Origin of the sequence: Haloferax sp. Atlit-4N (genome assembly GCF_003383025.1) — an archaeon.
Lineage (GTDB): Archaea > Halobacteriota > Halobacteria > Halobacteriales > Haloferacaceae > Haloferax > Haloferax gibbonsii.
The window spans coordinates 1096593-1116947 of sequence record NZ_PSYY01000001.1 but is presented as its reverse complement, the minus strand read 5'-3'; the positions used below and the strand labels follow the sequence as shown (position 1 = coordinate 1116947).

The 20355-nt window shown below is 66.7% G+C and carries 22 protein-coding genes; 15 read left to right on the top strand and 7 right to left on the bottom strand.

The features are described 5' to 3' along the window. Positions 1–86 precede the first annotated feature (86 nt). The gene (locus C5C07_RS05805) at positions 87–386 is read left to right on the top strand and encodes a transcriptional regulator (RefSeq protein ID WP_004063969.1); all 300 of its coding nucleotides are present in this window, start codon (positions 87–89) and stop codon (positions 384–386) included. A 9-nt stretch (positions 387–395) separates the two neighbouring features. Here the strand turns inward: C5C07_RS05805 and C5C07_RS05800 are convergent, their stop codons facing one another. The 4 genes from C5C07_RS05800 to C5C07_RS05785 all read right to left on the bottom strand — a co-directional run bounded on the left by C5C07_RS05800 (position 396) and on the right by C5C07_RS05785 (position 3225). Further along, the gene (locus C5C07_RS05800) at positions 396–1241 is read right to left on the bottom strand and encodes an HNH endonuclease (protein WP_115804714.1); all 846 of its coding nucleotides are present in this window, start codon (positions 1239–1241) and stop codon (positions 396–398) included. A 69-nt stretch (positions 1242–1310) separates the two neighbouring features. Further along, entirely contained in the window at positions 1311–1994 is a 684-nt protein-coding gene (locus C5C07_RS05795; RefSeq protein ID WP_115804713.1) for a type 1 glutamine amidotransferase domain-containing protein, read from the bottom strand. Positions 1995–2096: 102 nt separating this feature from the next. Further along, entirely contained in the window at positions 2097–2663 is a 567-nt protein-coding gene (hpt, locus tag C5C07_RS05790; protein WP_004977534.1) for a hypoxanthine/guanine phosphoribosyltransferase, read from the bottom strand. A 160-nt stretch (positions 2664–2823) separates the two neighbouring features. Then, positions 2824–3225 (bottom strand): hypothetical protein, encoded by a 402-nt coding sequence (locus tag C5C07_RS05785; protein ID WP_004977535.1) that lies wholly within the window; start codon positions 3223–3225, stop codon positions 2824–2826. A 539-nt stretch (positions 3226–3764) separates the two neighbouring features. Here C5C07_RS05785 and C5C07_RS05780 point away from each other — a divergent pair. The 12 genes from C5C07_RS05780 (at position 3765) to C5C07_RS05725 (ending at position 15120) form a co-directional block, all read left to right on the top strand. Further along, positions 3765–4193, top strand: a complete 429-nt coding sequence (locus C5C07_RS05780) for an NAD-binding protein (protein ID WP_004977536.1) — start codon at positions 3765–3767, stop codon at positions 4191–4193. Positions 4194–4195: 2 nt separating this feature from the next. Beyond that, positions 4196–6397, top strand: a complete 2202-nt coding sequence (locus tag C5C07_RS05775) for a universal stress protein (RefSeq protein WP_004977537.1) — start codon at positions 4196–4198, stop codon at positions 6395–6397. An 89-nt stretch (positions 6398–6486) separates the two neighbouring features. After that, positions 6487–6966, top strand: coding sequence for an Lrp/AsnC family transcriptional regulator (locus C5C07_RS05770; RefSeq protein ID WP_004977538.1), 480 nt, complete (start codon positions 6487–6489; stop codon positions 6964–6966). Between the two features lie 168 nt (positions 6967–7134). After that, positions 7135–8229 (top strand): monovalent cation/H+ antiporter subunit E, encoded by a 1095-nt coding sequence (locus C5C07_RS05765; protein WP_004977539.1) that lies wholly within the window; start codon positions 7135–7137, stop codon positions 8227–8229. A 2-nt stretch (positions 8230–8231) separates the two neighbouring features. Next, complete coding sequence (locus C5C07_RS05760) at positions 8232–8519, top strand: cation:proton antiporter (protein ID WP_008092688.1); 288 nt, start codon at positions 8232–8234, stop codon at positions 8517–8519. Position 8520: 1 nt separating this feature from the next. Further along, positions 8521–8838 (top strand): monovalent cation/H(+) antiporter subunit G, encoded by a 318-nt coding sequence (gene mnhG / locus C5C07_RS05755; protein ID WP_004977541.1) that lies wholly within the window; start codon positions 8521–8523, stop codon positions 8836–8838. Between the two features lie 2 nt (positions 8839–8840). Further along, positions 8841–9377 carry a DUF4040 domain-containing protein gene (locus C5C07_RS05750; protein WP_004977542.1) on the top strand — a complete coding sequence of 179 codons (537 nt, stop codon included), beginning with the start codon at positions 8841–8843 and terminating at the stop codon, positions 9375–9377. Beyond that, on the top strand, positions 9374–9838 hold the full coding sequence (locus tag C5C07_RS05745) for an MnhB domain-containing protein (protein WP_004977543.1): 465 nt from the start codon (positions 9374–9376) through the stop codon (positions 9836–9838). The genes C5C07_RS05750 and C5C07_RS05745 overlap by 4 nt, the downstream gene beginning before the upstream one ends. Next, positions 9835–10194, top strand: a complete 360-nt coding sequence (locus C5C07_RS05740) for a cation:proton antiporter subunit C (RefSeq protein WP_004977544.1) — start codon at positions 9835–9837, stop codon at positions 10192–10194. The genes C5C07_RS05745 and C5C07_RS05740 overlap by 4 nt, the downstream gene beginning before the upstream one ends. After that, entirely contained in the window at positions 10187–11665 is a 1479-nt protein-coding gene (locus C5C07_RS05735; RefSeq protein ID WP_050458873.1) for a monovalent cation/H+ antiporter subunit D family protein, read from the top strand. The genes C5C07_RS05740 and C5C07_RS05735 overlap by 8 nt, the downstream gene beginning before the upstream one ends. Continuing rightward, complete coding sequence (locus C5C07_RS05730) at positions 11666–13378, top strand: cation:proton antiporter (protein WP_115804712.1); 1713 nt, start codon at positions 11666–11668, stop codon at positions 13376–13378. Further along, positions 13378–15120 (top strand): Na(+)/H(+) antiporter subunit D, encoded by a 1743-nt coding sequence (locus C5C07_RS05725; protein WP_004977547.1) that lies wholly within the window; start codon positions 13378–13380, stop codon positions 15118–15120. Before C5C07_RS05730 ends, C5C07_RS05725 begins: the two co-directional genes overlap by 1 nt. A gap of 25 nt (positions 15121–15145) precedes the next feature. Here the strand turns inward: C5C07_RS05725 and coaBC are convergent, their stop codons facing one another. From coaBC to C5C07_RS05710, 3 genes are all read right to left on the bottom strand, one after another. After that, on the bottom strand, positions 15146–16303 hold the full coding sequence (gene coaBC, locus C5C07_RS05720; RefSeq protein WP_004977548.1) for a bifunctional phosphopantothenoylcysteine decarboxylase/phosphopantothenate--cysteine ligase CoaBC: 1158 nt from the start codon (positions 16301–16303) through the stop codon (positions 15146–15148). Positions 16304–16390: 87 nt separating this feature from the next. Then, the gene (locus C5C07_RS05715; RefSeq protein ID WP_115804711.1) at positions 16391–17170 is read right to left on the bottom strand and encodes an FAD-dependent oxidoreductase; all 780 of its coding nucleotides are present in this window, start codon (positions 17168–17170) and stop codon (positions 16391–16393) included. Between the two features lie 81 nt (positions 17171–17251). Beyond that, the gene (locus C5C07_RS05710; protein ID WP_115804710.1) at positions 17252–18220 is read right to left on the bottom strand and encodes a hypothetical protein; all 969 of its coding nucleotides are present in this window, start codon (positions 18218–18220) and stop codon (positions 17252–17254) included. 119 nt (positions 18221–18339) lie between these two features. On the opposite strand from C5C07_RS05710, the gene C5C07_RS05705 reads away from it, so the two are divergent. Together C5C07_RS05705 and trkA are read left to right on the top strand one after the other, a co-directional pair. Beyond that, a complete protein-coding gene (locus C5C07_RS05705; protein ID WP_115804709.1) occupies positions 18340–18876 on the top strand; it encodes a type II toxin-antitoxin system RatA family toxin in 537 nt (178 codons plus the stop codon). 85 nt (positions 18877–18961) lie between these two features. Then, positions 18962–20299 (top strand): Trk system potassium transporter TrkA, encoded by a 1338-nt coding sequence (gene trkA, locus C5C07_RS05700; protein ID WP_004977552.1) that lies wholly within the window; start codon positions 18962–18964, stop codon positions 20297–20299. The last annotated feature ends 56 nt before the right edge of the window (positions 20300–20355 follow it).

The window sequence follows — 20355 nt, the reverse complement described above, 5'->3', positions numbered from 1 at the left end:
GCCTTTTTGCATCCTCTCTATTCTGCTGACACTTCCGGGCGGAAGGCGGCGCAAGGGATTTTCCCTTCGACTCCAAATCGAGCGATATGACAGCCCGGGAGTCCGACACGACGGCCCGCCAGCGCATCGCCGACGCCCTCCGCGACGACCCCGCGACGGCCTCCGAGCTTTCGGCGAGCGTCGGCGTCTCGGTATCGTCGGTGTACGGCCACCTCCAGCACGTCGCTCAAACAGTCCACGGAGCGGACGGCGAGCAGTTCCTCGTCGCGCCGCCGGAGTGCAAACACTGCGGCTTCAGCGCCTTCGACGACCCCGTGAACTACCCCTCGCGGTGCCCGGAGTGTCGAAGCGAGGGCATCGAAGAGGCCGTGTTCAAAATCGAGTAGTCGGTCGGTCTAAAACGACGCCACGGTCCGATTGTGGTAGTCGAGGGAGTCGGCGTCGAGGTCGTGGTCCTCGCGGACCGAAAGCGAGGTGCCGTCCAACTCGCGTTCGTAGGCGTGGGCGATAGTGTACGTCTCGGGGTCGACGGCTATCATTCCGTAGTCGAAGTCAGCGTGGTGGTCCGGACAGAGAACGAGGAGATTCGCCTCGACGTCCGGGCCGTCGTGGGGCCGCCCGAGCGGTTTGAGATGGTGCGCCTCCGCGTAGCCGTCGTGGACTCCTCGACGGCGACGCTCTCCACAGATCTGGCACGTGTGAGAGTACCGCTCTTTCAACTCGGTCGCAAGCGCCGTGTTTCGAATGATTCGGCTTCGCGTCGTCTCGGTGCGTTCCGCGGGCGCGAGGTCCGCCGCGGCTTCTTCCTCGTCGATCCGCTCTCGCCTCTCGTGACGGCGGCGGAGCACGAATCGGTAGACGTCCCTGTCGTCTCCCTCGAACGGGCCGTGCGCGTAGTCGACGACTTCGACCTGACCCTGGTACTCCCAGTCAGCCCCGGCCGACCCTCGATGGAAGAAAAATATCGGTAACGGATGGTGTTTGGCCCGCGCGAGGAACTTGTTGCCACCGGTGAGCGTCTGGTCGCCGGTCCGCCCCTCTCCGATGTACGTGAACTGGCCGCCGGTCACGTCGTCACCGTACGGTCCGGTGTCGCTCGAAAAGAGGCGGAGATACCGCTGGTCGTCGTCGTCGTAGCAGATTTCGATGCCGCGGCCCGTCATTCCGCGGTCGAATCGGGACCGGAGTTCCGACCCGCTCAACCGCTCTCCGGGTTCGAGCGAGAGCCCTGCGAGTTTCACGACGGAACCGACGGACGAGTCACGAAAAAGGGTTCCCCACGATGGTTCGTTGCCACCGGGCGGTGCCGCTTATGCCGCGTCTAACTCGTCCAAGAGCGTCCGCGCCGCCGCCGACGAGGAGCCGGGACCGCGCGCGGTGATGAGGTCGCCGTCGACCGTGACGCTGGTGTCGCTGTCGAGTTCGGCGTCCCAGACGCCGCCGGCGGCCTTCACCTCGTCTTCGACCCAGTACGGGAGCTTTCGGCCGTCGGGCATCAGGTCGTTTTCGTCGACGATGCCTTCCTCCCACTCGTTGGGGAAGCCGGTGACCTCGCGTCCCTCGACGAGGAACGAGCCGTCGGCCTCGCGGGTGAACCCGAGGATGCCGACCGCGTGACAGACGACGAGCGCCTTCGAGTCGTCGCCGGCGACCGCCTGCAAGAGCGCCTGTCGGGCGTGTCGGTCCTGATTGACGTCCCACGCGGTTCCGTGGCCGCCGGGGAACACCACGGCGTCGTACTCGCGGGCGTCGACCTGCGCAATCGGCTCCGGATTCTGCAGTCGCTCGTCGTTCTCGTGGACCTCGACGACGCGTTCGGCGAGTTCCTCGCCGACCTCCTCGGGGTCGATAGAGCGCTCGTCGACGACCGGCGGCGCGCCCGTCGGCGTCGCGACCGCCACGTCCACTCCGGCGTCGGTCAGGGTAGTGAGCGGCTCGATGCATTCCTCTCCCCAGTAGCCGTCTTCGCTGACGATGAAAAGCGCCGATGTCATCGCTCCCGGGTACGGTCCGGCCACAAAAAGGCCCCGCGGAGGCGGAAATCCGCGGGGGAGGGCGGCGCGACGGTGAGGCGTCGTGGCCGCGTCGGTGTCGGGTCAGTCGTCGCCGTGTTCGTCGACGATGACGACTTCGCCATCTTCGACGGTGACGTTGATGAGCGTCTTGACGTGGTGGTCCGAGTCGTCGAGTTCGTTCGGGCCGGCCTTCTTGATGATGGCGACGGTGTCGACGACGTCCGCGCCGATGTGGTCGAGCGCGTCGAGGACGGCCTTCATCGTGCCGCCGGTCGAGAGCACGTCGTCGAGGACGAGCACGCGGTCGCCCTCGTTCACGTCGTTGATGAACATGTCGCCCTCGGAGTAGCCCGTCTGCTGGTGGAGCGAGACCTCGCCGTCGAGGCCGTACTCGCGCTTGCGGATGACGACGAGCGGGATGTCCGTCATGAGCGAGACGGCCGTCGAGATGTGGATTCCCATCGCCGCGGGCGTGACGATTTTGTCCACGTCTTCGAGGTTCGCCTTGCGGATGATCTTGATGACGATCTCGCGCAGGAGCCCCGGTTTCAGCATCGGAACGCCGTCGCTGATGGGGTGGACGAAGTACTCGTAATCTCCTTTTTCGATGATCGGCGCGTCGAGAAGGGACTGACGCAACTGGTCCATGGCGCCCGTTTTCCCGGTTAGGCATAAAATGTGGCGGTTCGATGGCTCTCGGACACGCCGACCCACGTCTCGCGGTATCGACTACCGTGGACCGACCGACGCCGAGCGCGACCGCTCTCCGACGACGGTCTCCGCACGGAGCGCGCCGCTCCGTGGACGGTTACATCCCGCCGAGAAGTTGTGACGCGGTCTTCACCAGCGGTTCGACGGTTTCGTCGGGCTCGACGAAAAGCAGCATGCCACGGCCGCCGCAGTAGACCTGCAACACACCGTAGCCGTCGCGTTCCTCGAACCGGTACTCGACGCTGTTCTGTACCGGACTAAGCCCGGAAAACAGCCCGCGCTCCATGAACTCGCGCCGAGTCTCCTCGGCGAGCGAACTCAGGTGCGTCACGAGTTCGTCGCGACTCCCGAAGTCCTCGCGGACCGACTCCCCGACGTGAAACAGGTCGAAGGCCGTCGCACCGTAGACGGCGACCAGAGAGACTGCCCCCTTCGCAGTCCCCCGAAGCGCGTCCATCGCGACCTCGCTGTCGGGCCCCGGTCCGTTGACGGATGCCATCCGTGACGGGTCGATTATCATTCGTTTCCCCCCTTGCCCTGACGCTGCGCGTCTCCCTGCCCGGAGCGCGCGCCTGGACGTATCATAGATGTCCGATTGTGAGTCAGTATTATAAATTTGAGGGTCACACTGGAGGTAATAATTCGCCCCCGCCAAATCCGGCCGGAGACCACCTGAAACCGTCGTCTACTACGAGACCTGACTCCCTGATTTGACCCCGGTCTCGAGGGCGGCGTTTCGACCCCCTCGTGGCTGGCAGGAACCGTTACGAAACGTGTCCGCGATCGGGATATCGCACAAACACATTGGTTTTTAATGAACTACAGTACCCGGATTTTCAGTTATCTCATCTCAAAACCAACAGACAGCGTAGTGGTTCGGGGTCGGTTCCGCCTTCTCCAGCATCCTAGGACGATTCGACAAATATTATCCTTTCATTTTGTCGATTGGCTACAAAACCCGATTGAAATATAAGCTTCCGTCCCATAGATAGCGTGAGTGACCGAACGCTGCGCCCAGTTTGAGTCACGACCATACCCATGATACACCAACCACTCGTACTCGGTGGAGAGCACGCGGGTCGCGCGCTCGCCGAGCGACTACTGGAGGAGTACGAATCCGTCACGTTCATCGACGAGAACGAGGCAGTGGTCGCCCACGCGATCGAACGCGGTATCGACGCGCGAGTCGCGGCGTTCGACGAGCCACAGTCCCTCCGAACCGCGTGGAACGCAGACGCGGACGCGGTCATCGTCGTGGGGCGGGTCGACCCGACGAACCTGCTTCTCACGCAGGCCTCGCGGACGACGTTCGACGTCGACCGAATCACCGTACTCGTTAACGACCCGCAGAACACGGACGTGTTCGAGGACCTCGGTGTGGAAGTCATCTGCGCCACGTCGCTCGTCACTGACATGGTCGTCGGGTCGAGCGCCGAACCGGCAGAGGACGCCCGAGCGGGAGGATAAACGTGGAAAAAACGCTCGAACGAGACCTCGGTCTCTTCTCGGTGCTCGCGATCAGTATCGGGGCGATGGTCGGCAGCGGAATCTTCATTTTACCGGCGCTTGCGATCGACATCGCGGGTCCCGCGGTTATCCTGGCGTACTTGATCGCCGGCATTCTCGTGCTGCCCGCGGCGCTGTCGAAATCCGAGATGGCGACGGCGATGCCCGAAGCCGGCGGCACCTACCTGTTCATCGAGCGAGGGATGGGCCCACTGTTGGGAACCATCGCCGGTATCGGCACGTGGTTCTCGCTCTCGTTCAAGGGTGCGCTCGCACTCGTCGGCGGCGTGCCGTACCTGCTGTTGCTGTTCGACGTCCCCTCCACGGTCGTCACGCCGGTCGCGCTCGCGCTCGCGGCGCTCCTCGTCGTCGTCAACCTCGTCGGGGCGAAACAGACCGGGAGGCTACAGGTCGGAATCGTCGCCATCATGCTCGTCGCGCTCGTCTGGTTCGTCCTCGGCGGGACGCCGACCGTCGAGTCGACGAACTTCCGTCCGTTCTTCAACGGCGGAGTCGGCGGCTTGCTCACCGCGACCGGTCTCGTGTTCGTCTCCTACGCGGGCGTGACGAAAGTAGCGAGCGTCGCCGAAGAGGTCGAAGACCCCGACCGAAACATCCCGCTCGGCATCCTCGGGTCGCTCGGGTTCACGACGGTCCTCTACGTCCTCATCGTCGCCGTGATGGTCGGAGTCACCGACCGCGGCGTCCTCGCCGAGAGCGCGACGCCGATGGCGCTCGCCGCGGAGGCGTCGCTCGGAACCGCCGGCGTCGTCGCCGTCGTCGTGGCTGCGGTCCTCGCGCTGGTCAGTACCGCGAACGCCGGGGTTCTCTCCTCGTCGCGGTACCCGTTCGCGATGAGCCGAGACAAACTCGCCCCGCCGTCGCTGTCGACGATTAGCGACCGGTTCGGAACCCCGAGCACGTCGATTACCCTCACGGGCGTCGTGCTGTTGCTCCTCATCGCGTTCGTTCCGCTGCTCGACATCGCGAAGCTCGCGAGCGCGTTCCAGCTCCTCGTGTTCGTCCTCATCAACCTCGCCGTCGTCGCGTTCCGAGAGGGACACGTCGAGTACGAACCGTCGTTCACCTCGCCGCTGTACCCGTGGATGCAGGTGTTCGGCGCGGTCAGCGGTCTCGTCCTCCTCACGCAGATGGGGACCGTCCCGCTCGTCGGCGCGGTCGTTCTCACAATCGCGGGTGCCCTCTGGTTCTTCGTCTACGCCCGGTCTCGCGTCGACCGCGAGGGCGCGGCCGCCGACGCTGTTCGCCAAGAGGTCAGCCGCAACGCGGTCGAACGAGCCGAAGCGGCCATCCAAGCGCACCGCGACGAGTACCACGCCCTCGTGGCGATTTCGCACGACATCTCGAAAGCCAGAGAGCGGGCGCTGATTCAGGTGGCTTCGAGGCTCGCTCGCGCCAACGACGGGCGGGTCACGGTCGCGCGGTTCGAGACGGTGCCGGACCAGACGTCCTTGGCCTACGCGTCAGCGGTCGAATCGCCCGCAGACGTCGAGTTCGAACGACAGACCGACGAGCTCGACGACGAGTTCGGCGTGCCGATACGGTGCGGCACCATCGTCACCCACGACACGCGACACGCGGTCGTCAACTACGCCGACAACCAGGACGTCGACTTCCTCCTCGTAGAGCACCCGACGGGGACAAAGCGCGTGAGCGAGCGGCTCTTCGGAACCGACACGTCGTGGATTCTCCGCCACGCACCCTGCGAAGCCGGTCTACTCAAGGGACCCGAACTCGACGGGATTCACACCGTCGAACTGCTCGCGAGCCAGGGGCCGTACGACCCGACGAAAGTCGCCGTCGCGGACGCGCTGGCGAGCGAGTCCGAGGGTCGAATCCACCTGAGCCACTGCGGGGACACCACCGACTCGGCGGCCCGGCGACAGTCCCTCGAACAGTACAAAGCCGACATCGCGGAGCTGTGTAGCGCTCCCGTCGAGATGGGGACGCTCTCCACGGACGGTGGCCGCCACGCCCCGTCGACCGAGAGCGACCTCCTCGTTGTGGCCGCCGACGAGTGGAACGGGGCGTCGGACGCGAAGGCGGTCATCGACGAGTGGAGCGGTTCGGTACTCGCGGTTCACGGTCAGGACGCGGCTCGGCGCGGGCGACTCATGCGCGCGCTCGACCGTCGGTTGTTCTGACCCCGGCGGACAGTTCACCGCGTTCCGCGCGTTCGTCGGTGGTTTACGCGACCAAAACACATATTTTCAGGAGCCCCATTGGTCGGCTCATGGCGTCGACATCCATCGACGAGCTCGATAGATACATCCTTTATGCGCTGCAGAAAGACGCGCGACACACGTCGGGAAACGATATCGCGTCCGCACGTAACGTCTCTTCGAGCACGGTTCGAAACCGGATTTCGAAGCTCGAATCGAGCGGGATTATCCGGGGGAGCCACCTCGACATCGACTACGAGGCGCTCGGCTACCAGCTCCACACGATCATCTTCTGTACGGCGCCGATTTCGAAGCGAGAAGAACTCGCGAAGAACGCCCTCTCGGTCGAGGGAGTCATCTCGGTTCGGGAGATCATGTCCGGCGAGAAGAACGTCCACATCGTCGCGCTCGGTCGAAACAGCGACGACCTGAGTCGCATCGGGCGCGAACTCAGCGATATGGGGTTCGAGATTGCGGAAGAAGAGATAATCCGCAACGAGTACACCTGTCCCTACAGCCCGTTCGCCGGAGACTCGACGAACGAGCCGTAACCCCGGATGTCGACGCCGTTTCAGCGGTCTCGATTGGACACTGCGACCCGCGTCTGACCGTCGGATAGCGGAAAGGGTTTTGCTTGGCTTTCGCTACAGACACGTAGTACCAATGAGCCAGTATCGAACGTCCCGACGAATCGTCCGGTCCGACTTCGGAGGTGGCTGATGCCCGATACGAGTTCCCGTATTCTCGTTCCGGTCGGAGAGTCGTCCACGTTCCGGAACACCGTCGCATACGCGGTCCGCGAGGCGCGGCGCATCGCCTCGGAGACCGGCGAAGAATCGACCGTTCACTTCGTGTACCCCGTCCGATGGCAACTGGTCGACGAGAGCGAGCGTTCAGCGGCCGACGCCGTCGCCGAAACCCTCGAACGGGCGCGCGTCTGGGCGAACGACGACCTCGACTACGACGACGACGGCGACCTCGACGCCGAGGACGTCTCGGTCTCTATCGAAACCGCCGTCGTCGGCGAGGACCGATACCTCTTCTCACCGAACGATTTCGCCGAAGTACTCCTCGAGTACGCTCGTGACCGCGGCCTCGACCGCATCGTTCTCGACCCGGAGTACCAACCCGGTGGGAGCGCACCGATGCTCCAGCCCCTCGAGTTCGAACTCGCGCGGTCGGGGCTACTGGTCGAGGAAGCGCCGGTCGACCGCGTCGTCGAGCGCAGCCGACTTCCCAGCCGAGCGAACGTCTCGAAGGCCCTCGCGATGTTCGGCGTCTCGTTCGGGTTCTACCTCCTCCTCGCGGGCGTCTTCGACACGTTCAACCTCGTCACCGGCGCGGTCTCCGCCGGCGTCGTGACGGCGGTCTTCGCGCGCATCTCGTTCGTGAACACGCCGTCCGCGACCGGAAGCGTCGCCCGAATCGCCCGCTTTCTCCTCTACGTTCCCTACCTGTTGTGGGAGATCGTGAAGGCCAACTTCTCCGTGGCCTACATCATCCTCCACCCGGACCTCCCCATCGACCCGGAGATGCAGCGGTACCGGGCGGCGATTTGGGGTGACCTCTCGGTGACGACCCTCGCGAACAGCATCACGCTCACGCCGGGGACCCTGACCGTCGATATGGACCGCGACAGTCTCATCATTCACTCGCTCACCGGCTCCGCCCGAGACGGGCTCGCGGGCGGCGCGCTCGAACGCGCCGTTCGGTTCGTCTTCTACGGACGCTCGGCGGCGCGTATCCCGACGCCCGCCGAGCGCGGGACGATAGCCTCGTGGACCGACGACGACCAAACGGACGGTGACGAGTGACGATGCTCGGACAGCTCTCGACGTTCGAGACGGTGTTACTCGGTGCCGCGGGCGCGTTCATCACGTTCGCGGTCGTCCTCCTGTACCGCGTCGTCCGCGGACCGACGATGGAAGACCGCGTCATCGCGATCAACGCCATCGGGACGAACACGGTCGTCGTGTTGGCGCTCGTCGCCGCCGCGTTCGGTCTCTCCGGATTCCTGGACGTCGCGCTCGTGTACGCGCTCTTGAACTTCCTCGCCAGCATCGCCATCTCCAAGTTCATCGTCGAGCGCGGGGGTGTCCTCTGAGATGACGCCCCTCGAATACCTCGTCGTGGGACTCGTCCTCGCGGGCGTCTTCTTCAGTTTCGTCGCGGTCGTCGGAATCATCCGACTGCCCGACCTCTACACCCGCGCCCACGCGACTTCGAAGAGCGATACGCTCGGAACGGTGCTCTCCCTCGGCGGAATCGCGCTCCTGTTCGGCGCGGAGGTCTCCGCCGTCAAGACGGTCTTGCTTCTGTTGTTCATGCTCATCACTAACCCGACGGCCGCTCACGCCATCGCACGGGCGGCCCACGACCAAGGTATCGAACCGTGGACCGCGAGCGATGAGGAGGGCGACTGAACGTGCAGTTACTCCTCTACGGCGTGTTGCTGACGTTCGTCGTCTTCGCCGCGCTCGCCGTGGCCTTCCTCCGAGACATCCTCAGCGCGATTATCGCGTTCGCCGGGTTCAGTTTCGGCGTCGCAATCGTCTACATTCTCCTCAGAGCGCCCGACGTCGCGCTGACGGAAGCGGCCGTCGGGGCGGGTGTCACGACGGTGTTGTTCCTCCTGGCAATCGTCCGAACGGTCCGGCCGGGCGGGGACCGACTCTTCGAGCGCGTCGCGTGGGGGCCCGCGATAATCGCGACCGGTCTCGTGGGCGTGTTGCTCACGACGGTTCGGTCGCTCCCCACTATCGGCGACCCGACCTCGCCGGTCGCGACCTCGGAGATCACCCGGTATTACCTCGAAAACGCCTATCCGCAGACCGAAGTCGAAAACGTCGTGACGGCGATTTTGGCCGCCTACCGCGGGTTCGACACGCTCGGTGAGGCCGCGGTCGTTCTCGCGGCGGGGCTCGCGGTCCTCGTCGTCCTCCGCAAGGAGGTGTACGTATGAGCGCCACCGACGGCTCTCTCAGCGCGTACGTCGAGAGTACGATTATCATGACGACGGTTCGCGTCGTCAGCCCGTTCGTGTTCACGTTCGGGCTGTTCGTCATGTTCCACGGCGCGGAGTCCGCCGGCGGCGGGTTCCAGGGCGGCGCGATTGTCGCGTCGAGCATCATCATGCTCGCGTTCGCGTTCGGTATCGAGCCGACGCGCGAGTGGCTCGACGACAGCGTCATCCGACTCCTCGTCGGCGTCGGCGCGACGACGTTCGTCGGTATCGGAATCGGTGCGCTCGCGTTCGACGGGGCGTTCCTGGAGTACGCCGCCTACGGTATCAGCCACGGCGTGAAGTACGGTATCGAACTCGTCGAACTCGGAATCGGCGCAATCGTCGCGGGCGTCATCGTCTCGCTGTTCATGAACCTCGCGGGTGGATTCAACCACGACTCCGGAGGTGACGACGCGTGATCGACCTCCTCACGACGCACTACAACTACGTCGCGAGCATCCTGCTGTTCGGTATCGGACTCTACGTCGTCATGGGCAGTCCGAACCTCGTCAAGAAGATCATCGGTATGAACATCTTCCAGGTCGGCATCTTCCTGTTTTTCGTGACGACCGGGTACGTCGACGGCGGGGCTCCGCCCGTGGTCGGCCACGGCGAAGAGACGTTCGTGAGCCCGCTTCCGCACGTGCTCATCCTGACGGCTATCGTCGTCGGGGTGAGCCTGACGGCGGTCGCGCTCGCGCTCGTCATCCGCATCTACGACGGCTACGGTTCGCTGGACGAAGACGTCATCAAGGAGGTGCAGGTCGATGACTGACGCGCTCGTCCTCCTCGTGGTCGTCCCCATCGCCGCGTCGCTGTTCCCCGTCGCTCTCGGGGGGCGGTTCGAGCGAATCGGTTGGTTCGTCGCGGCCGCGATGGGCCTCGTCCACCTCGGACTCTCCGCGACCGTCGCGGCGCGGGTTCTCGACGTCGGCCGGATCTCGTACGCCGTCGGTGGGTTCGAACCGCCGTTCGGCATCGAACTCGTCGCCGACGGCATCTCCGCGCCGCTGCTCGTGCTCGTGTCGCTTTCGACGCTCGGCGTGCTCGCTTACGCCCGCCGCGCGGGGCCGCACTCGAACGCGTTCTACAGCGAACTCGCACTGCTCACGGCCGGCATCTCCGGTGTCTTCGCGACCGCGGACGTGTTCAACCTGTACGTCTTCCTGGAGATTACGGGACTCGCGACCTACGCCCTCGTCGCCAGCGGTCGGTCGCCGAGCGCGGCGTTAGCGAGCCTCAAGTACCTGTTCGTCGGGACCATCGGCGCGTCCCTCTACCTGCTCGGCGTCGGGTACCTCTACATCATGACGGGGACGCTCAACATGGCGGACCTCACCGAGGCGGTCGCGTCTGTCGGCTACTCTTCGCCGGCGATACTGGCGAGCTTCGGGCTCATCGTGACGGGTCTCCTGGTCAAGGTCGCCGTCTTCCCGCTGCACACGTGGCAGCCCGGCGCCTACGCCGAGTCGCCCGACACCGTCAGCGCGTACATCTCCGCGCTCGTCTCGACGGCGGCCGGCTACGCGCTCGTCCGAATCATCTACGCGGTGTACACGACTGAGTTCCTCGACGAGGTCTCGCTCGCCGGCGACGCCCTCGTGGTGCTCGCGTCGGTGAGTATCGTCGTCGGGGCGGTCCTCGCGGTCATGCAGTCCGACCTCAAACGCATGCTCGCGTACTCCTCGGTCTCGCAGTTCGGTCTGGTCGTCGCCGCAATCGGCCTCGCGAACGAGACGGCGCTCGTCGGAGCGGTCGTCCACCTCGTGGGCCACGCGGTGATGAAAGGCGGGCTGTTCCTCACCGTCGGCGTATTCGCCACCGGTCTCGGCGTGCGGACGGTCGAGGACTTCGCGGGACTCGCCGCGAAGGCACCGGTGTCGAGCGCGGCGTTCGCCGTGCTCGCCTTCTCGATGGTCGGCATCCCGCCGGCCGTCGGGTTCGTCGGGAAGTGGAACATCGTCGTCGGTGCGGTCGAAGCCGGCGCGTGGTCCGTCGCGGCCGTCGTCGTGGTGAGCACGCTTCTCACCCTCGCGTACTTCGGCCGGGTCATCGAGCGAATGTACTTCACCGCGCCCGAACCCGAGGCTGACGCCGTCTCGACCGACGGCGGAAACGAAACCGTCGAGGTGTCGTTCGGCATGCGCGCGGTCGTCGTCGTCTCGGCGGTCGCCGCGGTGGTGCTCGGCGTTCTCGGCTCCGACCTCATCACCGTCATCCAACCGGCACTGGAGGTGTACTTCTAAATGACAGACGTTTTCTCACTGAGACCGCTCGCGGCGGTGCTAGCCGCGGCGGTCGGTATCGTCACTATCGTCGCATCGAAACGCAGTCCCAACGTCAGGGAGGGCTTCACCGTCCTCTCTGCGGTCTCCGCACTGGGTATCGTCGCAAGCATGGTTCCGGGGGTTCTCAACGGGACGACGTACGTCACCGACCTCGGGACGTTCGTCCCCGGAGTTCGGTTCGTCCTCCGGGCCGACCCGCTCGGGATGATATTCGCCCTGCTCGCGAGCCTCCTGTGGCTCATCACGAGCTTCTACAGCATCGGCTACATGCGCGGGCTGGACGAACACGCCCAGACGCGGTACTTCGCGGCCTTCGCGGGGAGCGTCAGCGCCGCCCTCGGCGTCGCGTTCGCCTCGAACCTCATCGTCCTGTACGTCTTCTACGAGCTGTTGACGGTGGCGACGTATCCGCTCGTCACGCACGACGAGACCGAGGAGGCCCGAAAGGCCGGTCGGAAGTACCTCGCGTACACCTTCGGTGGCGGGGTCGCCGCCCTGGCCGGGACGGCGCTCGTGTTCTTGACGACCGGAACCGTCGAGTTCTCCGCTGGCGGCATCGCCGCGCTCGCGAACGCCGACCCGGTCGTCGCGCGGGCCGCGTTCGCGCTGCTCGTCGCCGGCTTCGGCGTGAAGGCCGCGCTCATGCCGGTCCACTCGTGGCTCCCCGACGCGATGGTCGCCCCGACCCCGGTCTCCGGGTTGCTCCACGCCGTCGCGGTCGTCAAAAGCGGCGTGTTCGGTATCGCCCGCGTCATCCTCGACGTGTACGGTCCCGACGCAGTCGGCTCGCTCGGAGTCGGCCTTCCGCTCGCCGCGGTCGCCGCGTTCACCATCGTCGTCGCGAGTATCATCGCTCTCCGACAGGACAACCTCAAACGGCGGTTGGCGTACTCGACGGTCAGCCAGCTCTCGTACATCGTCCTCGGGTTGGCCCTACTCTCCCCCGCGGCGCTCGTCGGCGGGCTGCTCCACATCCCCGCCCACGCGTTCATGAAGCTCACTCTGTTCTTCTGTGCGGGCGTGATTCACGTCGAGACGCACACCGACGATATCAGCGATATGGCGGGAATCGGCCGGCGGATGCCGCTGACGATGATTGCGTTCACCGTCGCGAGCCTCGGGATGGCCGGCCTGCCGCTGGTCGCCGGGTTCGTCAGCAAGTGGTACCTCCTCATCGGGAGCATCGAGACGGGACAGACGGTCTTCGTGTTCGTGCTCTTGGCGTCCGGCCTGTTGAATATCGGCTACTTCTGGCCGGTCATCTACCAGGCGTTCTTCCAGACGCCGGAGGACTCGGACGCGAAACCGCTCATCGAGTTCCCCATCGGCGGCGTGCGGGCAGTCACCGACGGCGGGTCGAAAGACTCGGTCGCCGAGGGTGAGCAGTACGCCGTCGACCGGAATCCGAGCGACCACGTCGCCGTGGCCGACGGCGAGTCCGACCACGACGCCGCGACCGACGGCGAATCCGACCACGACCACCACCACGGCGGCGCACCGGCCGGCGGGTGGGAACGTCGTCGACTCGGCACCGAGAGCACGTGGTTCATGATGGCCCCGATTACGATTGCCGCGGCCGGCGCAATCGTCCTCGGGGTCGTTCCCCAGACGGCGGTGTTCCTCGCGCTCGTCCAGCGCGTCGTCGCCGACGTGACGGGGGTGGTGTTCTGATGTCGACAGCCACACTCCTGCCGCCGGCGTTCGTCGTGCTCGCGGTCGCGCTCGTCATGCCGTTCGTCTCGCGTCGGGTCGGGCACGCGCTGGGCGTGCTCTCGACCGGCGGGGTGGCCGTCTGGTCGCTTCTCGCCCCGGCCGGCGCACACCTGCCGGTGACGTTCCTCGGCTTCGACGCCGTGTTGTTCAACGTCGACGAGTTCTCCCGGTTGATGGGGATTATCTTCGGCCTCATCGGCGCGGCCGCCGTCCTCTACTCGTACTCGTCGGACGCGCGGAACATCCAGACGGCCTACGCCCTCGGTTACGTGGGGACGAGCCTCGGCGCGGTCTTCGCCGGCGACTGGCTCACCATGGTGTTCTTCTGGGAACTCATGGCGGTCACGAGCACGCTTCTCGTCTGGGACTACGGCGGCGAAGCGGTGCGCGCGGGCTACCGCTACGCGATTGCCCACGGGCTCGGCGGCAGCCTGCTCATGGGCGCTATCGTCTGGCACTACGTCGAGGTGGGGTCGTTCCTCTTCTCGGCGACCGGCGGTATCGCGGCCGGCGTTCCGGCCGCGCTCGCGGCGCTCGGTATCGGCGTCAACGTCGGATACGTCGGGTTGCACACGTGGCTTCCCGACACGTATCCGCGTCCCCACTTCGCCGCGAGCGTCTTCCTGTCGGTCTACACGACGAAGACCGGGGTTTACGGCCTCGCTCGCGCGTTCCCCGACGGGAACCTCGCAATCGCGTACATGGGGACCGCGATGGCCGTCGTCGGCGTCGGCTACGCGCTCATGCAAAACGACATGCGACGGCTCCTGGCGTACCACATCCAGTCGCAGGTCGGGTACATGGTCGCCGGCGTCGGCATCGGCACGGCGCTCGCGACCGCCGGCGCGTTCGCGCACGTCTACAACCACATCCTCTACAAGGCGCTGTTGTTCATGACCGCCGGCGTCGTCCTCTCGCGGACCGGCGAAGAGAACCTCAAGTACCTGGGGAACCTCCGTGGGGCGTTACCGGCGACCGCGCTCGCGTTCACCGTCGCCGCCCTCTCGATTAGCGGCTTCCCCGGCTTCAACGGGTTCGTCAGCAAGGGCATGATTACCGCCGCCGCCCACAAGGAGCATCTGGACGGCATCTTCTATCTCCTCCTCGCCGGGGGCGTCGGGACGTTCATGTCGTTCATCAAGTTCGGCTACTACGCGTTCTTCCGCGATGCGGACCGCGACTGGTCGCTCGACCGCGCCGGGACGGGCCAGTCGGTCGCGATGCTCAGCGTCGCGGGGCTCTGTGTCGCCTTCGGGCTGTACCCAGACGCGCTGTTCGCGATACTGCCCGGAAGCACCGCCGACGCGCACCCCTTCACGCTCAGCCACCTCGGCGAAGGGTTCGCGCTCGCCGTGCTCGGGGTCGTCGGCTTCGTGGTCGTGAAGAAACCGCTCTCGAAGGTCGGAGACGTGCCGGACGTCGACGCCGTGTTGAATCCCGCTGTCTTCTACGGCACCCGCGCGCTGGTTCGCGGCTCGACCGGTCTCTTCGCCGCCGTCGACCGCGTCGTCTCGACCGCGTCCTACGACGTCGCGGGCGCGATTGCGAACCCGTACCCCGCGTTGCGTCGGGTCGCCGGCGGCCTCGGCCGGACCGAGGCGGACTCGATTACCGTCGGGAGCCTTCGCGCGACGATTGCGACGAGTATCGCACTCGTCGTGTTGATACTCGGCGGCGTGCTCGTCGGACTACTCGCGTAGTCCCGAGCCGGCCCGGGTCGTTTTTTCACGAGAGTTCCGTTTTCAGTTCGTCAGCGACGCGCGCGCCGAGCCCGTCTTTCGACCCGACGTACTCGCTCGTCTCGTCGGCGCGGACGACGAGCGCGCGGGTCTCGTCCGCGCCCATGACGGAGGCGTCGTTGGCGACGACGAACGCGAGGCCGACGCGGTCCATGATGCGGCGGGCCTCGCCGACCATCGCCTCGTCGTCGCCGGTCGTCTCGGCTTTGAAGCCGACGATGGTGAGGTCGGGATGCGAACCGCGGACCGCGTCGATGAGCTTCGGCGCGGGTTCGAGGTCGAGCGTGCGCGCCTCGCCGGAGCGAATCTTCTGGTCGGCCGCCTCGACGGTGAAATCGGAGATGGCGGCCGCGGAGACGAGCGCGTCGGCGTCGGCGTCGACCGCGGCCTCGACGGCCTCCAGCATCTCGGCCGCCGACTCGACGGCGAGCACGTCGGCGTAGTGTACGTCGTCGCCGTCGTGGACGAGCGTCACGTCCGCGCCGCGAATCGCGAGCGCGCGGGCGACGGCGCGACCCGTGCGACCGGAGGCGCGGTTCGAGAGGGTTCGAATGGGGTCGATGGATTCGGTCGTCGCGCCGGCGGTGACGACGACCGACTTCCCGGCGAGCGACTGTTCGGTCGTCGCCGTCGCCACGCCGGTGACGATGGCCTCCTCGGTGGCGATTTTCGCCTTCCCCTCCTCGACGCGCGGGTCGACGAACTCCACGCCCCACGACCGCACCCGCTCGATGGCGTCGAGGACGCCGGGGTGGTCGTACATGGGCTCGTGCATCGCGGGCGCGACGACGACCGGGACGCCCGCGCCGATGGCGGTGGTCGCGGTGGTCGTCACGGGGGAGTCGTCGACGGCGGCGGCTATCTTGCCGACCGTGTTGGCGGTCGCGGGCGCGACGAGGAACACGTCGGCCCAGCCCTCGCGGCCGCAGAGTTCGACGTGTTCGACGCGGCCGGTAATCTCGGTCACGACGTCGTTGTCGGTGGCGAACTCGACGGCCCACGGGTGGATGATTCCCGTCGCGGCGTCGGTCATCACCGCGCGGACCGACGCGCCCCGCCGTCGGAGTTCGTGCGCCAACTCGACGACTTTCACGGCCGCGATACTCCCCGTCACCCCGAGCGCGACGTTCACACCTTCGAGCATTCACTCGTCTCTGCGCCCGCTATCGGTTAAAAGGATTCGCGTCCGCGCGGGGTGGTCTCGGACCGCACCCGCGCGAATCGGAGTCGGTTATTCGTCGAGTCGCCCGAGTTCGTCGTCGACGAGGCTCGGGTGCGTGCGCTGGGGCTCGTCGTGCGGTTCGGCGAAGAACTCGCGCATGACCTCGCGGGACTCGCGCTCGCGGCGGGCGCGCTCGTCGGCGTCTATCTCCTCGCAGGCCGGCGGCACCTCGCGGCCGCGGTCGGTGAAGTAGCCGGTCGGCGCGACCCAGTCGTTGTAGAACGCCGTCCCCGAGTCGTGGACCAGCGTGATAGCCGTCTCCGCGGCGTCGCCGGCGGCGACGACCGCCTGGTGGTAAATCTCGGTCAGTCGCCCCGCGGCGTAGATGCCGGGGACGGCGGTCCGGCCGAGGTCGTCCACGTCGACGTAGGTCTTCGACCCGGCGGCGCGGAGGTCGACGCCCGTGTCTTCGAGGTACGACGCGTCGGACCACGACGCCGCGACGACCCGCGACGCCTCGACGGTCTCTTCGCCGTCGTCGGTCTCGACGGTCGCGCGGAACAGCGGGTCGTCGTCGTCGCCGAGCACGTCGAGGTCGGTGACCCGGCCCGTCAGTTGGTCCGCGCCGTTTCGGTCGGCCTGTTCGGAGAGCAGGTCGGTGAACAGTCGGCTGTTGACGCCCGCCGGGAAGCCGGGGACGTTTTCGAGGTGGGCGTTTCGGCGAACGATCGGCTCGCCGTCGTTGACGACGAGGGTGTCGAGGCCGGCGCGCGCGAGGAACGTCGCGGCGGTGAGGCCAGCGACGCCGCCGCCGACGACGAGCGCGTCTCGTGGATTCGTCTCGCTCATGCCGTGCGATAGCTCAGCGGCGAGTAAAACCGTGCGGATGTCGCCGAAGTCTGCCGAATCCCGTGCCGCGCGAGACGCGCGCTACCGCCCCAGCGACGCGCTCGGGTCGTTGAGCCAGCGGTTCTCGGCCGCCTCGACGCTGACGAGCCCCGCGGAGTCGCCTTCCGGGGTCATCCGGACGCGAAGCCGCCAGCGACCGTCCGAGAGCGCCTCGCCGTCGATGAAGCGCACCGCCCGCTCGGGCGTCCGGCGGAGGAGCGACACGGCGATGGGGAGCGTCGGAATCCGGCCGGTCCGCTCCGCGAGCGCGTAGTCGCCGAAGGTGAGTTCCCACGTCCGAGAGCTGTCGTCGCCGTCGGTCCGAGCGTCGGTACGGGCGTTCGTGGGGACGTCAGTTTCGGACATCCCGCCGGTCCCGACATCGGCCTCGGCGTCGGGAATCGGCCGTACCGAGTAGCCCTCGACGAAGCCGGCCGTTTCGAGGTGCCCGAGCGTCGCGTCAACCGGGTTCGGCGTCGCAGTCGGACAAAACAGGTCCGCGGCCGCCTCGACGACCGCCCGCTGCTCGGCGGGCGAGAGGCGGACGTCCAGTTCGCTCATCAGGCTCCACACCAAGGTGAGACAGAAGTCGTCGTGGTCGTCGACGACCTCGGCCAGCGTGAGGTACGTCTCCATCGCGGCGGTCTCGGCCTCCCGGTGGCCGAGTTCCGACAGCGCCTCGAACAGCGCGCCCGCGGTGTCGTGACAGAAGGCACTGTAGCGGGTGTAGTCGTCTTCCGACCCCGCTGCGGCCGACCGAGGCGGCCCCTTCGACACCTCGTACACCTGCGGGTCGTCGTACGGGATGTTCGGGTCGTATCGCCGAAGCGCCGCCCGGTAGTCTCTCGTCAGTTCCGCGGCCGCCCCGGCGGTGCGCCGGTCCGGAAACCGCCGGCCCGTCGCGGCACCGGGCTCCGAACCAGTGCGACCGCACACTATCGCGTAGTCGCCGTCGGGACGCGCCAGCGACCGAATCTCGGCTCTGACGTCCCGAAGCGTCCCCCCCACCATCTCGGCTCTAGGTCGAGACACCGGCCGATTATAGGTTGCGATTGCGACGGCTGTCGGTCCCGCGGGAACGGGCGACGCGGCCCACAAGGCTTTGGTCCCGCCGACCCCATTCGACGCTCGTGGACGAGATAGCCGTCAGCACCGTCGTCTACCTGCCCCCCGAGGAGATATACGAGTTCCTCGTGGACTTCCCGCGGTACGCCGACTACTCGAAGCACCTGCGAGACGTGCGACAGTCGGGCGACGGGTCGCCGGGCACGCGGTACGCCCTGTACTTTTCGTGGTGGAAGCTCACCTACACCGCCGAGTCGAAGGTGACGGACGTCACCCCGCCGACGCGCATCGACTGGACCATCACCAAGGACGTCCACGCCGTCGGCCGCTGGCGGGTGGAGGAACTCGACGACCTGCCCGACGGGGCCCCGTCGGACGCCGACACCGCCTGTCGCGTCTTCTTCGAGGTCGAGTACGACCCCGACAGCGTCTCCGCGGGCGACATCGACCTCCCGCGGTTCGTCTCGCTGGGCTGGGTCATCGACAAACTCCGACCGGTGCTCCAGAAGGAGGCCGAGCGAATCGTCGAGCGAATCGTCGCCGACATCGAGGGGCGGCCGCGGCGCGTTGAACTCACGATACACGCGAAACCGGGGTCGTGAGCGACGGTGGCCGGGGTATTCGCGAAGGGAAATGCACATACGCGCCCGCCGTCCAACACAGGGGTATGACAGGGGCTGGTCTCTGGTGCGCGTGATAATCATCGGTGCCGGACAGGTCGGGTCGTCCATCGCGGCCGACCTCGACGAGACCCACGAGGTCGTCGTCATCGACTGCGACCCGGAGCGCGTCGACGAACTGAACTACTCGCTCGACGTGCTGGCGCTCCACGGCGACGGAACCTCCGTGGACACGCTCGAAGAGGCCGACGTCGAGCGCGCCGACATGGTCATCGCCTCGACCGACGACGACGAGACGAACATCGTCGCCTGCGCGACCGCCAAGGCCATCTCGAACGCGTTCACCATCGCCCGCGTCAAGAACACGGAGTACCTCCGGACGTGGCAGCGCTCGGAGAAGGCGTTCGGCATCGACTTCATGGTCTGTACGAACCTGCTCGCCGCGGAGTCCATCGTCCGCGTCGTCGGCCTCCCCGCCGCCCGCGACGTGGACCCCTTCGCGGGCGGGCAGGTCCAGATGGCCGAGTTCGAAGTCGACGAGGAGAGCCCCGTCGCCAACCAGACCGTGAGCGAGGCCGACCGGTTCGACTCGCTGACCTTCGCGGCCATCCTCCGCGACGGCGAGGTCACCATCCCCCGCGGGGACTCCGTCATCGGCCCCGGCGACCGCGTCGTCGTCATCGGCAGCCCCAAGAGCGTCCAAGGGTTCGCCAGTTCCGTCTCGCCGGACGAACCGCCGGGAACCGCCGAGGAGGTCGTCATCGTCGGCGGGAGCGAAATCGGCTACCACGTCGCCCGCCTGCTCGAAGAGCGCGGCTTCAAGCCCAGACTCATCGAGTACGACGCGGAGCGCGCCCGCGAACTCGCGGAGATGCTTCCGGGGACCATCGTCATGGAGAGCGACGCGACCGACGTGGACTTCCTCGAACGCGAGTACATCGGCGACGCCGACCTGCTCGTCTCGGCGCTCGACTCCGACGAGAAGAACCTGCTCGTGTCGCTGCTCGCCGCCCGCCTCGGCGTCGAACGCACCGTCGCCGTCATCGACACGACGCCGTACGTGGACCTGTTCGAGGCCGTCGGCGTCGACGTGGGCGTCAGCCCCCGCGAGGTCGTCGCCGAAGAGATAACGCGGTTCACCCGCGAGGGCGGCGCGGAGAACGTCGCACTCATCGAATCGGACAAGGCCGAGGTGCTCGAAATCGAAATCGACGCCGAGAGCGTCCTCGCCGGCAAGCCGATTCGGGAGTCGGTCGCGACGCTCCCCGAAGGCGTCGTCATCGGCGCGATAACCCGCCGTCGCGAGTTCATCACCCCCCGCGGCGACACCGTCATCGAACCCGGCGACCACGTCGTCGTCTTCGTCGATAGCTGCGTCATCGACGACGTGGGACCAAACCTGTAAGTCGGTCCGTCGCCGCACGGCCCCTCGTTCTGCGCCGAACACTCGACCCCGTCACG

Coding starts and splice junctions, on each gene's coding strand:
- C5C07_RS05780 (WP_004977536.1), top strand. CDS start 3,765: ATGATACACCAACCACTCGTACTCGGTGGAGAGCACGCGGGTCGCGCG.
- C5C07_RS05770 (WP_004977538.1), top strand. CDS start 6,487: ATGGCGTCGACATCCATCGACGAGCTCGATAGATACATCCTTTATGCG.
- mnhG (WP_004977541.1), top strand. CDS start 8,521: ATGACGCCCCTCGAATACCTCGTCGTGGGACTCGTCCTCGCGGGCGTC.
- C5C07_RS05730 (WP_115804712.1), top strand. CDS start 11,666: ATGACAGACGTTTTCTCACTGAGACCGCTCGCGGCGGTGCTAGCCGCG.
- C5C07_RS05805 (WP_004063969.1), top strand. CDS start 87: ATGACAGCCCGGGAGTCCGACACGACGGCCCGCCAGCGCATCGCCGAC.
- C5C07_RS05735 (WP_050458873.1), top strand. CDS start 10,187: ATGACTGACGCGCTCGTCCTCCTCGTGGTCGTCCCCATCGCCGCGTCG.
- C5C07_RS05725 (WP_004977547.1), top strand. CDS start 13,378: ATGTCGACAGCCACACTCCTGCCGCCGGCGTTCGTCGTGCTCGCGGTC.
- C5C07_RS05785 (WP_004977535.1), bottom strand. CDS start 3,225: ATGGCATCCGTCAACGGACCGGGGCCCGACAGCGAGGTCGCGATGGAC.
- C5C07_RS05710 (WP_115804710.1), bottom strand. CDS start 18,220: ATGGTGGGGGGGACGCTTCGGGACGTCAGAGCCGAGATTCGGTCGCTG.
- C5C07_RS05745 (WP_004977543.1), top strand. CDS start 9,374: ATGAGCGCCACCGACGGCTCTCTCAGCGCGTACGTCGAGAGTACGATT.
- C5C07_RS05795 (WP_115804713.1), bottom strand. CDS start 1,994: ATGACATCGGCGCTTTTCATCGTCAGCGAAGACGGCTACTGGGGAGAG.
- coaBC (WP_004977548.1), bottom strand. CDS start 16,303: ATGCTCGAAGGTGTGAACGTCGCGCTCGGGGTGACGGGGAGTATCGCG.
- C5C07_RS05765 (WP_004977539.1), top strand. CDS start 7,135: ATGCCCGATACGAGTTCCCGTATTCTCGTTCCGGTCGGAGAGTCGTCC.
- hpt (WP_004977534.1), bottom strand. CDS start 2,663: ATGGACCAGTTGCGTCAGTCCCTTCTCGACGCGCCGATCATCGAAAAA.
- C5C07_RS05760 (WP_008092688.1), top strand. CDS start 8,232: ATGCTCGGACAGCTCTCGACGTTCGAGACGGTGTTACTCGGTGCCGCG.
- C5C07_RS05715 (WP_115804711.1), bottom strand. CDS start 17,170: ATGAGCGAGACGAATCCACGAGACGCGCTCGTCGTCGGCGGCGGCGTC.